General features: G+C 39.7%; 13 protein-coding genes. 2 read left to right on the top strand and 11 right to left on the bottom strand.

Annotated elements, in window-relative coordinates:
* Position 1: 1 nt before the first annotated feature.
* Positions 2 to 709, bottom strand: coding sequence for a tRNA1(Val) (adenine(37)-N6)-methyltransferase (locus B3E00_RS17660; RefSeq protein ID WP_293939537.1), 708 nt, complete (start codon positions 707 to 709; stop codon positions 2 to 4).
* A gap of 97 nt (positions 710 to 806) precedes the next feature.
* Between B3E00_RS17660 and B3E00_RS17655 the strand changes: the two genes are divergently transcribed.
* The gene (locus tag B3E00_RS17655) at positions 807 to 1,964 is read left to right on the top strand and encodes a hypothetical protein (protein ID WP_293939535.1); all 1,158 of its coding nucleotides are present in this window, start codon (positions 807 to 809) and stop codon (positions 1,962 to 1,964) included.
* 102 nt (positions 1,965 to 2,066) lie between these two features.
* Here B3E00_RS17655 and mutS read toward each other — a convergent pair whose 3' ends face one another.
* The gene (gene mutS / locus B3E00_RS17650; RefSeq protein WP_293939533.1) at positions 2,067 to 4,673 is read right to left on the bottom strand and encodes a DNA mismatch repair protein MutS; all 2,607 of its coding nucleotides are present in this window, start codon (positions 4,671 to 4,673) and stop codon (positions 2,067 to 2,069) included.
* Positions 4,674 to 4,810: 137 nt separating this feature from the next.
* Between mutS and mtgA the strand changes: the two genes are divergently transcribed.
* Complete coding sequence (gene mtgA, locus B3E00_RS17645) at positions 4,811 to 5,575, top strand: monofunctional biosynthetic peptidoglycan transglycosylase (RefSeq protein ID WP_209578646.1); 765 nt, start codon at positions 4,811 to 4,813, stop codon at positions 5,573 to 5,575.
* 114 nt (positions 5,576 to 5,689) lie between these two features.
* Here the strand turns inward: mtgA and B3E00_RS17640 are convergent, their stop codons facing one another.
* From B3E00_RS17640 to B3E00_RS17600, 9 genes are all read right to left on the bottom strand, one after another.
* Entirely contained in the window at positions 5,690 to 6,145 is a 456-nt protein-coding gene (locus B3E00_RS17640; RefSeq protein ID WP_293879562.1) for an ABC transporter ATPase, read from the bottom strand.
* Between the two features lie 25 nt (positions 6,146 to 6,170).
* Positions 6,171 to 6,716 carry a DUF420 domain-containing protein gene (locus tag B3E00_RS17635; protein WP_209578648.1) on the bottom strand — a complete coding sequence of 182 codons (546 nt, stop codon included), beginning with the start codon at positions 6,714 to 6,716 and terminating at the stop codon, positions 6,171 to 6,173.
* Positions 6,717 to 6,723: 7 nt separating this feature from the next.
* Positions 6,724 to 7,452, bottom strand: coding sequence for an SCO family protein (locus tag B3E00_RS17630; protein WP_293879561.1), 729 nt, complete (start codon positions 7,450 to 7,452; stop codon positions 6,724 to 6,726).
* Between the two features lie 9 nt (positions 7,453 to 7,461).
* Positions 7,462 to 7,839, bottom strand: coding sequence for a cytochrome C oxidase subunit IV family protein (locus B3E00_RS17625; RefSeq protein ID WP_209578650.1), 378 nt, complete (start codon positions 7,837 to 7,839; stop codon positions 7,462 to 7,464).
* Positions 7,840 to 7,866: 27 nt separating this feature from the next.
* A complete protein-coding gene (locus B3E00_RS17620; RefSeq protein ID WP_121125511.1) occupies positions 7,867 to 8,601 on the bottom strand; it encodes a cytochrome c oxidase subunit 3 in 735 nt (244 codons plus the stop codon).
* Positions 8,602 to 8,610: 9 nt separating this feature from the next.
* The gene (locus tag B3E00_RS17615; protein WP_209578651.1) at positions 8,611 to 9,192 is read right to left on the bottom strand and encodes a cytochrome c oxidase subunit 3; all 582 of its coding nucleotides are present in this window, start codon (positions 9,190 to 9,192) and stop codon (positions 8,611 to 8,613) included.
* On the bottom strand, positions 9,192 to 10,097 hold the full coding sequence (gene cyoE / locus B3E00_RS17610) for a heme o synthase (RefSeq protein WP_209578652.1): 906 nt from the start codon (positions 10,095 to 10,097) through the stop codon (positions 9,192 to 9,194). The genes B3E00_RS17615 and cyoE overlap by 1 nt, the downstream gene beginning before the upstream one ends.
* Before the next feature lie 72 nt (positions 10,098 to 10,169).
* The gene (locus B3E00_RS17605; RefSeq protein WP_209578653.1) at positions 10,170 to 11,213 is read right to left on the bottom strand and encodes a COX15/CtaA family protein; all 1,044 of its coding nucleotides are present in this window, start codon (positions 11,211 to 11,213) and stop codon (positions 10,170 to 10,172) included.
* A gap of 81 nt (positions 11,214 to 11,294) precedes the next feature.
* Complete coding sequence (locus tag B3E00_RS17600; protein ID WP_209578654.1) at positions 11,295 to 13,166, bottom strand: cytochrome c oxidase subunit I; 1,872 nt, start codon at positions 13,164 to 13,166, stop codon at positions 11,295 to 11,297.
* Between the last annotated feature and the right edge of the window lie 14 nt (positions 13,167 to 13,180).

Below are 13,180 nucleotides of genomic sequence, written 5' to 3'. Positions count from 1 at the left end.
CCTAAAAAGCTAAAAAATAAGGTGCCAATACGCTTCGATAAGCTGCTGAATAAATACCTTTCTTTGCGTATATAACAAACTCACGTACAGTAACCGATTCGACAGGCTTCCGTTCAAATGTAATGATCTTACGGATGACCGATCCACCTTCAAAGGAACTTATCTGAACTTCAGCACAACAATAAAGAGCTCTCTCTGTTGAAATCTCCATCAGTATAGCTGCCAAAGCTGTAGGAACGATCAGAATTAATTTTCCCTGATTCGATAAGCGCAAAGAAGCGAAATCCAATAATTCAGCAAAAAAATTCAGGTCAGTATGCCGCGCGAGCTTCTTTCGATTGTCAGGATTATGGAGTGAATCCGTATAAAATGGTGGATTTGAAACAATCAAATCATAAGGCTCTGCCATTTCCATACACTGAAAGGCACAGGCATGAAGCATAAGCCGATCACAGAAAACGGAATGACGAAAGTTCTTATCTGCCATCGCAGCAGCTAAAGGGTCCATCTCGACAGCCTCTACCCAACTGCCCACAAACCGTTGAGCCAACATCAATGCAATGACTCCGGTTCCTGTACCGATATCGAGAATTCGTCCTACAGTCCCCACTTCCAACAGTGAAGCCAATAATACGCCGTCTGTGTTAATCTTCATTGCACAATCAGACTGATCAACCTCAAATTCTTTAAACCGAAATATCGACGCCATAGACCAAAGATAAAACTTTTAACGCCGTTGGCACAAACAAACGAATATATCCTGCGATTTATTTACTAATTTAGTTTGCAATAAATCTAGATAAACCATGAATATCCGCCAGCTTGCTTTTTTCATATTGATCATTAGTAGCATCCTTCCCACTACACGCTTGCATGCACAGGAAAATTGTGAACGATATACGGTTGAGACCCTTCCTTTGTTGACCAAAGCCTTAAACAACAATGAGTTCGAAAAAATTGACCCCCTACTGAATACTATACAAGCAAGCTGCGGCATCAACGAATATATACAAAGACTGCGCATCCTAATACTCATTATTGAAAAGAAAAATAGCACGACAGCGGTCGACCTATACTGGAACAATCAATTTGATAAGAGCCTGCTCCAAAGACTAGATGCTGCAGATCAAGAAGATTTTACAACGCAGTATGAGCAAAATAAAGCAAAATTCCATTTCTATCCATTGCGTCATCCATTAGATAACCTTATCAAATTAAGGGCGAAGGCACTACTTGCATCTGATAATTACACGTTAAGCAGTCAGGAAATAAAAATCCTTCATCTCTTTGCGGATACACAAGCACCTGAAGAAATCGCAGACAAACAAGCCAATACACAAAGTGATGAACAACAATTTCCAACCCCTAAAGTTTATAGAAACCGGCATAAAGCCAAACTAGGCTATGTCCCTTCCATAGGCGTGATGAGCCCGCTAGGAGGAGGCAACAAAGTGTTCGGTACAAACCTCACGCTCGGATTTATGTTGATGAGCTCGCTGGAAAGGAAATTGATCTTCGAAGGAGGTTTAAAGGTACGCATCAACGCAAACGATCGCAATATCGACTATAATTATGATGGATCAGAAGTATCAGTCAATTCATCAGCGACCGCTTTTATAGGAGGTGCGGTGGGCTATAAAGTTTTTGACAATGACAAATTCATCCTAATTCCAAAAGCCATACTAGGTATTGACATCACAGATACCGGCATCACGGAGAATACGTATTCTTCAGGTTATTATGATCCGGATGGTTATTATTATGACGGTGGATATACAGAGAATATGGTTACCATCAACAATATTCACCTCGGACTTGGTCTTTCCTCACTATTCCGGATGAAAAACCAAAAGTACATCGGCTTCGAACTAGGCTATCATTACGCACCGTATGACGCAAGCAGCAAAGTACTGAGCCCCATCCAGGCGAACTATGGAAGCTTAGCACTATTCTTTAGATTTTAAAAATATAGGTAATCCAAAATGAATAAGTCAGTTTATGCCTGTACACCCAAAATAGCGCGCTACTGCGCTATTCCAATCGAAAAATAAGCCCTATTTTAAAGATTAATGCTTTAGCAACCGCTGAATTTCATCCAGTTTCATCAACGCTTCGACGGGAGTCAACGAGTTAACATCCAAATTATTCAACATATCCCTAATCTTGTTTAGGACAGGATCATCAATCGAAAACATCTGTAGCTGATACGCCTGTTTCTGGATCTTACGCATACTATCCTTAATCTGCTCTCCACCAGTACGCTCCTGCTCCAACCTTTTTAAAATCTGATTAGCGCGATTGAGTAGTTTTTGGGGCATCCCTGCCAGCTTGGCTACATGTATACCAAAACTATGTTCCGAACCTCCCGGAACAAGTTTCCGCAAGAAAATGACTTTATTATTGACCTCCTTTACAGTAACGTTATAGTTCTTGATACGATCCAAAGAAGTTGTCAGTTCATTCAATTCATGGTAATGGGTCGCAAATAGTGTTTTTGCTTTGGCAGCCGGGTGATTATGCAAAAATTCCGCAATGGCCCAAGCAATAGAAATCCCGTCATATGTACTTGTACCACGGCCAATTTCGTCCAAGAGAATAAGACTGCGGTCTGACAGATTGTTCATAATGCTCGCAGTTTCATTCATCTCGACCATGAAGGTAGATTCTCCAGAAGAAAGATTATCCGATGCGCCAACACGAGTAAATATTTTGTCAACTAAGCCAATTTTAGCCTCTTTTGCAGGAACAAAACAGCCTATTTGTGCCATTAATACAATCAATCCAGTCTGACGGAGCAGTGCCGATTTACCCGCCATATTAGGCCCGGTAATGATAATAATCTGTTGTGTCTTCGGATCTAAAAAGGTATCATTAGTGATATAATCCTCACCCACCGGTAGGTTTCTTTCGATGACAGGGTGTCTTCCACCTTTTATATCTAAAATCTTGCTCTCACTGACTTCTGGTTTGACATAATAATTCTTCTCCGCCACAACAGCAAAGTTGAGGAGTACATCCAGCTTAGCAATCAACTGTGCATCCAGCTGAATAGGTTTAATGTATTCGGCGATCGAAATCAACAGCTCAGCATACAACCTACTCTCTAAAGCCTGAATCTTTTCTTCGGCTCCAAGAATCTGTTCTTCATATTCTTTAAGTTCCTCGGTAATATAACGCTCGGCATTTACCAAGGTCTGCTTACGTATCCAAGTAGTTGGAACTTTGTCCTTATGTGTATTAGTAACCTCCAGGTAGTAGCCGAACACATTGTTAAACGCAATTTTTAAGGAAGGAATACCCGTGATCTCTGCTTCCCTTTTTTGGATTTCCAGCAAATAATCCTTCCCTCCAAAGGCAATTTTACGCAAGCGATCCAGTTCCACATCAACCCCATCCGCAATTACACTCCCTTTATTGATTGCCACAGGTGGTTCTGCCTGAACCTGTAGCTCAATTCGCTCACGGATAGCCGTACAGGCATCCAATTGTTCCGAAATCGTACGCAGTGCATTTGCATCTTTGCGATCTGTAAGTTCCTTCAACCTCTCTATAGCAAATAACGCACGCTTCAGTTGCACGATTTCCCTGGGATTCGCTTTCTGAAGCCCGATCTTCGAGATTAAGCGTTCAAGATCGCCCACTTGCTTGATCTGGCCAATCAATTCATCTCTTAAATCGCGATTAGCGAAAAAGAAATCCACAACATTCAATCGCTCCTGAATACTCTTTTTATCTTTCAAGGGCATTACAATCCAGCGCTTAAGCAAGCGCGCCCCCATTGGACTAGATGTATGATCCAATACATCCGATAACGTGACTGCATTTTCATTCATCGAGCCAATTAGTTCCAGATTGCGAATCGTAAAACGGTCCAGCCACATGTAACGGTCTTCTTCGATCCGGGAAAGCGTAGAGATATGCTGTAAGTTACGGTGTTCGGTTTCATTGAGGTAATGTAAAGCCACGCCAGCAGCAACAATACCCGCAGACATACGGTCAACTCCAAATCCTTTCATTGATGAAACCTCAAAATGTTTCAATAATGTTTCAGTAGCATAGTCGCCCGTGTAAGGCCATTCATCAAGAAAATACGTGTAATACTGTGCCCCAAATTGCTCGATAAATTCCTTGCTCTGTTTTTTGGATAGAATAATTTCCGTCGGTTTAAACCCTTGAAGCAATTTATCGATATACGCAACGCTTCCCTGAGCAACTAAAAATTCACCTGTTGAAATATCGAGAAAAGAAATCCCAATCCGCTCTTTTTCGATAAAAATTGATGCCAAATAATTATTGGACTTCTGTTGAACAATATTGTCATTGTAAGAAACACCAGGAGTAACCAGCTCTGTCACACCACGCTTAACAATTGTTTTCGTAGTCTTCGGATCCTCCAGTTGATCACAAATCGCCACCCTTTGACCAGCACGTACCAGCTTCGGAAGATAAGTTTCCAGCGAATGATGCGGAAAACCAGCCAATGCCGTTTCCGATTCCGAGCCATTTCCACGCTTCGTCAAAACAATACCCAAAATCTGAGCAGCCTTAATTGCATCCTCACCAAATGTCTCGTAAAAATCGCCAACACGGAACAACAACAACGCTCCAGGATACTTAATCTTGATCGCATTGTACTGTTGCATCAATGGGGTTACTTTCTTTTCTTTTGCCAACTTTTAAAATCAATTTTTATGAAGCGTAAAAATAGGATAATAACATCGCTTTGGCAAACGATACACTCAACTTCTCAATAAAATCATTTCCATTAAACAAGAATATAAGCTAAGTTTGTAAGCGAAAAAAATTAGTCATGGCCATCAAAAGAACTGGTAAACAAAATACGTCCAGCACACAAAAAAACACCTTCAAAAAGAATTCATTCAACCCGTTGAAGTCAATAAAGTCGCCCATCCTCCGTATTGTCACACGAGTCATTCTCTATTTTATAGGTGTTACATTATTTTGGGTCATTAGCTTACGTTTTATCAATCCCCCAATCACTTGGCTGATGATTCAACGCGGATTTGAACTGAAAGAACAAGGAAAAGGCTTCAAATTGGAAAAAAATTGGCTGGATTACGATGAGCTGTCCGATAACCTCAAGTTAGCCGCTATTGCAGGAGAAGATGCCCATTTTATGACCCACTGGGGTTTTGACTTAAAGGGAATTCAAAATGCCATCAAAAAAAATGCACAAGGCAAAAAACTGCGCGGAGGAAGTACCATTAGCCAGCAGGTAGCGAAAAATGTATTTCTATGGCCTGGAAGATCCTGGTTGAGAAAAGGATTTGAAACCTACTTCACCGTACTTATTGAGACCTTTTGGAGTAAAAAAAGAATTCTTGAAGTTTATCTGAATGTGATTGAAATGGGACAAGGGGTTTATGGTGCTGACGCCGCGGCAGCATATTACTTCAGCAAGACAGGGAGCAATCTTTCCAAAAAGCAAGCTGCCCTAATCATAGCTATATTGCCAAATCCCAGAGAATGGGATGCACGCAACCCTTCCACGTATGTCAATAGACGCGCAAATGCAATTGCAAAATACATGCACCATTATACCATTCCTGAGTAAGCGGAGAATCATGCCTCTGGCGAAGGCCCTGAAAGTGGCAAAAACGAGGCAGTGTATTAAACAACTAAAGGCCATAGTTCAGTACTATGGCCTTTAGTTGTCATTATAATAGAATTATTTGAAAAGTCGCTTATGCCAACTGCTGTGGAAAGGTATGGCCCAAGCATTTTCCATTTGATGCTCCTGTGTAATCGTATTATCAAATACTAAAGTATCGTCATTGATGATACCATCAGCCAATAACTTTTCAAATCCATCACGGCTAACTACGGCGATCCCATCCTCGGACTTGTATGCGAACTGCATACGGTCAAATAATTGAATATTATATTTAGATTCAATGCCTTTTAAAAAGCGTACCGAGCTGTCAATCGAGCAACCAGAGGCAGCGGCGATTTCTTCGTCCACTTTAAGGATAATAAAAAGCCCATCACGCAATTCCGCAGAAGCCGAAAGTGGCTTTCCATGCACTTTCCACTGTTCGGCAAAAGTCATCAATTCGGCCGAAATCTGCGCGCTTTCCTCTTGAGACAATATGCGATCAGCCTGATAAATCCAAATACGTTTCATAAATAAACTCCCTTCCTTGCTTAAATTAACCAATATAATAAGGAGAAATCATCCAATAAACAATTACTCCTGTAACAGCAACATATAACCACATCGGATAAGTAATTCGAGCTAATTTCTTATGTCGTTCGTAAGATCCCGATATACCGCGTACAAATGTAAATAGTACAAAAGGAATAATGATAATAGAAAGCAGGATATGTGTGATCAGGATGAAAAAATAGATCGGTCTCCAAATGCCCTCACCACCATACTTTGTTTCAATCGAAGTCATGTGATAGGCAACATACATCGCCAAAAATGCCAAAGAGCAAGCGATACAACATTTGATCAGACGTTCATGCAAGGACTTATTACCCCTTTTTATTGCAGCTACAGCCCAAAAAAGCAATACAGCAGTAATGCCATTTATCGTAGCGTAGATCGGAGGTAAAAATGTAAGCGGCTTCACATTATAACCCAATTTCTGCAAATTCACTGTAAAAAGGATAGCGACTACTATTGGAATCACAATAGATAGTAGCCAAATCCACTTACTATACTTTTTCTCTGTGTTGAGACTCTCTCTCATGATATAATTACCTTTTTTGTTCTATAGTAGCTGGATGGTTCCGGATTTCCTCGACCAATAATAATTTAATTTCATCCTCAAGACGATCAACGTCAGTCTTCACATTGATATCGTATATTCCTCTTATCCTACCTTTGGTATCGAGCAACAGATAATTTGATCCGATAATAAATGGCTTGCTACCATCAGGGTTGACAAGCGCATCCTGTAAAAGACTTTCTTTCGCAAATTTAAAGATATCCACCGAAGGATTCGTCACAAAAAACCAAGATTTGGTCCAGGGCTTGTAAACTTTTGCATATTTTGCCAATACATCCGGTGTATCATAAGTAGTATCAACGGTAATCGAATACAACTTAACCTTCTTATTCTGAATAAATCGATTAGCAATTTGATCAAGTCGCTTAATCATCGTTCGAGATAACGAAGCATCCCTAGAATACATCAGATGCACTACAGAAAGCGTCGTATCATTATCCAATAGATGCACCTCTTTACCATCGTAATTAACAAAATCAACCGAGGGTACGGTATGATAAATTGTGTCAACAATGTCCCGCCCCCATTTTCGATGGGTAGTGCCAGGCACTTCCTTCTTTCCAAAAATTGGCAAAGAAGCATAGCTGTTCGAACCGCTTTTATTCAGTATAAAATATAAAAATCCTGGCAGTAAAAGAATTACGGCCAGGATCAATATAGTTTTAATACCTTTCTTTTGTCCAGTATTATTATCCATTCACTTTATCTATTTATTGGGAAATAATTGATGTTCTTGAAAAACAGAAGCTAAATGCCCCCCTTCGACAAGCATCAAAACAATAAAATAAATAATAAAAATAAAGACAATTCCAACGGTAACGATAAAGCTCGATTTTTCGAATTTCAAGTGCATAAAGAATGCAACGATATAATAAGCTTTAACCAAAGTAAGTACAATATAAATGGTATTTACCAATGCACCCTTCGCTAAAATTTGCCAATGGTGCACAAAGCCCAATGCAATTAAGAACTCTAGACAAGTAAGCGCTAAAAGCACGCCAAATACTCTCCAAATGGCTTTTTTATCCATCCCACCTTCGTGAGCATGCTCTCCATGAGCGATATTATCTTGATATTGTGACATAGCTATCTAAAATTATTTATTGCGTAATTAGATTAAGTAGAAGAATGTAAAAACAAATACCCATACTAAATCCACAAAGTGCCAATATAAACCTACTTTTTCGATCATTAGGTAAGAACCACGGTTTTCAAATGTATTATTTAATGTCATACATAAAACGATGATATTTAAAATAATACCTACTGTAACGTGAAATCCGTGAAAACCAGTAATTGTAAAGAACAAGTTAGCAAATTGTAACGCGGAAGTATAGGAAATGTCGTGTGTGAAATAAGGTAATAATGCTGTTTTGATAGCATCACCTTCCAATCCAGTTGCTGGATTTTTACCAAACCAGAAACCCATGTGGTGTAAGTGGGTCCACTCAATAGCCTGACAACCAACGAAACAGATACCGCCCAAAATAGTCCACAACATCCATTTGACTACTTCATTCTTTTGGTTACGGTGGCCTGCCTCTACAGCCAATACCATCGTTACCGAAGACATAATCAAAATAAATGTCATCAAACCGACGAATACCAATGGCTGACCATGCTCCGCAATTCCAGGGATAGATTGGAAGATCTTATCTGGATCAGGCCAGGTTGGATGAGAAAAGCGTTGTGCGCCATAATAAACCAAAAATGCAGAAAATGTGAAGGCATCCCCTACCAAGAAAAACCACATCATGATTTTTCCATACTCTAAGTTCCAAGGTGATTTTCCACCATTCCATGGACCAGTTTTTACCTTATCCAATTGCGATACTGTTGTACTCATTGTTTACTATTATTGATTCAAAAGTAAGAAAACATATATATAAATCCATAAAAGATCGAGAAAATGCCAAAAAATACTGGCAAGATCCATGCGGAAAAGATTGCCGTCTTTAGGAAGTTTGTTAATTCCTATAATCGCGCCAATCAAAACGATCAAACCCGCAATAATATGTGCCAAGTGCATCCATATAAAAACATATACAAACGATTGTGATGCATTGTTATTCACAAAATAAACACCCCTATCGATCAATACATTCCAAGCATGAACTTGCAAGGCAAAAAATACGACTCCCAAAATAAAAGTTGCTATCAAAAACAACCGCTGTTTGGAAGGCTCACCATTTTTAGCCGATCTATGCGCTAAAAACATGGTCAGACTGCTAACCACAATCACCAGTGTACTATACAAAAGTGCGTTGGGTAATAAGGTCTTAATTCCTTTGTCAACACCACTCGCCGTATATACTATGAAACCACTGGATAACGCGGCAAACATCATAAACATACCCAACATGCCCAACCATAGGTTGAACTTCTGGGCTTTTCTCTGTACTAACTTCTCGTCAGTTTGTGTTTGTATATCTAACATTATTTCAATGGAATAAAGTTAAGCAATAATACGAGTTGCGTAACAGGCAGATAGATAAATGAGGTAAACATCACTTTCTTTGCTGAGGGAATATCACAATTCTTAAACAGCAAATAACCATAATAACCAAACATCAATCCACCAATCACGGAAACAACCGTAAACCAAATCCCACCAAAGCCAAAATAATAAGGTATAAAACCTGCAGGTATCATAAACAACCCTGTTAAAAACACCATAAAGGCCGATATCTTATCACGTTTTGTCGTCGGTAATAAGCGAAAGCCCGCCAGTTTATAGTCGTCATCCACCACCCAGGCAATTGCCCAAAAATGCGGAAACTGCCATAAAAACTGAATAGCAAACAATACAAAAGGTATAATAATAATGGCCTCTTCGTTATGTCCACTATAGTAGGCTAAATCATCTTGCGAAAAGGCTGCATAATATCCTATTAACGGAGGAAATGCACCCGGAAACGCACCGACAAACACTGCTATTGGCGATTTTCTTTTTAAAGGTGTATAGATAAACGCATAGAGCAGAATACAGAATACCGATAGCAAGCCCGCTACGAAATTCAATCGAACAAGTACCAAGGTTCCTAATATGCCCATAAAGACACTCAATACCAAAGCCTGTCCAGTTGTCATTCGGCCAGAAGGCAAGGGTCTGTCTTCCGTACGCTTCATCAGTTTATCCAAATCTTTTTCAATGATCTCGTTAAAACCATTGGCAGACCCTGTTACCAGAAAACCACCCAAAGTCAACAATAACCAGTTGATCCAGACGATATCACCCTGTTGTTTTGATCCGATCAAAAAAGCAATTGAGGCAGAAAATACCACCGTCAACGTAAGTCGCAACTTAACAAGCTTTTTGAAATCTGAAATAAATTCTTTCATAACTAAAAGAGACCTCCTACTATCAGTGTAATTAAACACGTCCTTTTAAACATAAACATCTCGAGTGCGGTATTAGTGCCGTTGCTTATTTAACAATAACAACAAGTAAAACTGCGCTCCAAATAAGAGCGTAGCCACTACCAAATGTGTTGTCTGTGCAAAGGCAGGTATTGCAAATCGAGCTAAAATAATTCCTGATAGCATTTGGATACCCACTAGAATTAGTGCAATCAAAGCAAATTTATACTGCTTAGACCCCGAATTAAAACTTGTGCGGACCAAAAAGAATAATACGATTACTAAAATCAAAGAACAATATGCCAACCAGCGATGTAATTCAAACTGTTGGCCGATAGTCGTTATAAAATCAGTTCGGGCTATTGTAGAACCGGTTAACAAATCAACCTCTTCCCGGACACCCGTTCCGACAACCACTTGTGTTAGCATCAGTAAAATAGAAGCTATAGCAAGCCCTTTTAATATACCCAACGAACGATTGACCAGTAGGCTTTTGTTTCGTAAAGTAACCGCTTTGAAATAAGTATAAATACTAATACAAACAATTACAATCGCCAAAAGCATATGCACTGTAATAATCCATGGCATCAGATTAGTCGATACTACAATCGATCCTAACCACGCCTGAAGGACTACAACAAAAAGATTGATCACTGACCATACAACGATCGAACTTCGTAATTTTAAATAGGTGAAAGAATAAATCGCTGTTAATAACAAACAGAATCCAGAAACAACACCAACCAACCGATTAATATATTCCGTCCAGGTCTTTGCGACATTAAACTCTTCATGCTGCAAAATACTCTTATCGGTACGGAGTTTGTAAGCCATTTCCTTATCCCCGAAAAATTCTACAATCTTCGCGAAACGTTCGTTCTTCTTTGCTCTTCCTTCAATATAATGCTGTTCATATCCTTGAGGTAATTGAGAAATATCTGTGGGAGGAATAATACGGTTAAAACATTTTGGCCAATCTGGGCATCCCATACCTGACCCTGTACTCCGAACCACTCCTCCAGCAACAATGACCAAAAACAACACAATGATTGTTATAAAATTGGTCTTTATAAATCGCTTCTCAGCTGCTGGAAACATAATACTACCCCTACCTCTTAAAAAAATACAAACTTCTATAAAATAGAGTAGGATTGCTCCCACTCTATTGATAAGATTCTATTAGTCTTTTCTACCATTTTGAGCATTCCATTCTGATTGGATGCGCTCAGCTTCCTCATCTCCTTCAAAATCATGAGGTAAGTTAGAACTCATCGTTTCAGAGAAAGGAACATCTTGAGGAATAAAATCCTCACCATGACCCGGCTTACTATAATCATAAGGCCAACGGTGCACAGTTGGAATCTCACCTGGCCAGTTACCATGAATATGCTCTACCGGAGTAGTCCATTCCAATGTATTCGACTGCCAAGGGTTTTGAGGCGCTTTCTTACCGAAGAAAATCGATGTGAAGAAATTCCATAAGAATGCTACCTGACCTAAGGCAGCGATAATCGCAGCCCAAGTAACCAATTTGTTTACAGAAACCCACTTAGCCATGAAAGCAAATTCTGTAAATGCATAGTATCGGCGGGGAACACCATCAATACCCATAAAGTGCATTGGGAAAAATACCAGATAAGCACCTATGAAAGTCAACCAGAAGTGTAAATAACCTAATTTGGCGTTCATCATACGGCCAAACATCTTAGGATACCAATGGTAAACACCACAAAGCATACCGAAAATTGATGCAGATCCCATCACCAAGTGAAAGTGAGCAACAACAAAATACGTATCATGCAAGTTGATATCTAAAGCCGCATTACCCAAGAATAACCCTGTCAAACCACCAGAGATAAAGAATGATACCAAACCGATAGCAAACATCATTGCAGGAGTGAAACGGATATTACCTTTCCACAAGGTTGCAAGGTAGTTAAATGCTTTTACAGCAGAAGGAACTGCGATAATCAGTGTTGTAATCATAAATACACCACCCAAGAACGGATTCATACCCGTTACAAACATATGGTGACCCCATACGATAAACGATAATACAGTAATACCGATTAACGAATAAACCATGGCATGGTAACCAAAGATTGGTTTACGAGAGTTTGTAGCAATAACCTCAGATGTTAGCCCCAAAGCGGGCATAACAACGATATATACCTCAGGGTGACCTAAGAACCAGAACAAGTGCTGGAACAAAATTGGAGAACCACCTTCATTCGGCAAAATCTGTCCTTGAACAACAAGATCAGATAAATAGAATGACGTACCAGCTGCACGGTCAAAAATCAAAAGAACAACCGCTGAAACCAATACCGGGAATGACAACATACCTACGATTGCAGTCAAGAAGAATGCCCAAATTGTTAAAGGCATTTTCCATAAGTCCATACCTTTTGTACGCATGTTCAAAATTGTACTTACATAGTTAATACCACCGATCAACTGTGAAGCAACAAATAGAACCATACTCACTAACCACAAGGTCATACCAGTTGCAGATCCTGCGATAGCGGTAGGAACAGCCGATAATGGCGGGTAGATTGTCCAACCAGCAGAAGCAGGTCCACTCTCTACGAAGAACGATGCCACCATAATCACCGATGCTACAAAGAACAACCAGTAGGACAACATGTTCATAAAAGGAGATGCCATATCGCGTGCTCCGATTTGATATGGAATCAATAAATTACTAAAAGTACCTGACAGACCAGCCGTCAACACGAAGAATACCATTACGGTACCGTGAATGGTTACCAAGGAAAGGAAAAACTCCGGTTTGATACGTCCACCTTCAGCCCACTTACCTAAGAATACTTCTAATATAGGGAACTCTTTATCCGGCCATGCTAATTGGATACGGAATAATACTGATAAAAGCATCGCAAAAACTGCCATGATGATACCAGTGATCAAGAATTGCTTGGCAATCATCTTGTGGTCACCCGAAAAGATATACTTTCTGATGAACGACTCCTCGTGATGATGGCCGTGCGAATCGTGATGTTCAGCGCTATGCGATATTACTGTACTTGACATATTCGATTTTATAT

It is taken from the genome of Sphingobacterium sp. UBA5996, assembly GCF_002429765.1.
In the GTDB taxonomy this organism is placed as follows: Bacteria; Bacteroidota; Bacteroidia; order Sphingobacteriales; family Sphingobacteriaceae; genus Sphingobacterium.
This window is presented reverse-complemented; position numbering and strand designations above follow the sequence as displayed.

What these genes read in the sequence shown, in the direction of transcription:
- B3E00_RS17660 (WP_293939537.1), bottom strand. Translation starts at nt 709, where the DNA reads ATGGCGTCGATATTTCGGTTTAAAGAATTTGAGGTTGATCAGTCTGAT.
- B3E00_RS17655 (WP_293939535.1), top strand. Translation starts at nt 807, where the DNA reads ATGAATATCCGCCAGCTTGCTTTTTTCATATTGATCATTAGTAGCATC.
- mtgA (WP_209578646.1), top strand. Translation starts at nt 4,811, where the DNA reads ATGGCCATCAAAAGAACTGGTAAACAAAATACGTCCAGCACACAAAAA.
- B3E00_RS17640 (WP_293879562.1), bottom strand. Translation starts at nt 6,145, where the DNA reads ATGAAACGTATTTGGATTTATCAGGCTGATCGCATATTGTCTCAAGAG.
- B3E00_RS17635 (WP_209578648.1), bottom strand. Translation starts at nt 6,716, where the DNA reads ATGAGAGAGAGTCTCAACACAGAGAAAAAGTATAGTAAGTGGATTTGG.
- B3E00_RS17630 (WP_293879561.1), bottom strand. Translation starts at nt 7,452, where the DNA reads ATGGATAATAATACTGGACAAAAGAAAGGTATTAAAACTATATTGATC.
- B3E00_RS17625 (WP_209578650.1), bottom strand. Translation starts at nt 7,839, where the DNA reads ATGTCACAATATCAAGATAATATCGCTCATGGAGAGCATGCTCACGAA.
- B3E00_RS17620 (WP_121125511.1), bottom strand. Translation starts at nt 8,601, where the DNA reads ATGAGTACAACAGTATCGCAATTGGATAAGGTAAAAACTGGTCCATGG.
- B3E00_RS17615 (WP_209578651.1), bottom strand. Translation starts at nt 9,192, where the DNA reads ATGTTAGATATACAAACACAAACTGACGAGAAGTTAGTACAGAGAAAA.
- cyoE (WP_209578652.1), bottom strand. Translation starts at nt 10,097, where the DNA reads ATGAAAGAATTTATTTCAGATTTCAAAAAGCTTGTTAAGTTGCGACTT.
- B3E00_RS17605 (WP_209578653.1), bottom strand. Translation starts at nt 11,213, where the DNA reads ATGTTTCCAGCAGCTGAGAAGCGATTTATAAAGACCAATTTTATAACA.
- B3E00_RS17600 (WP_209578654.1), bottom strand. Translation starts at nt 13,166, where the DNA reads ATGTCAAGTACAGTAATATCGCATAGCGCTGAACATCACGATTCGCAC.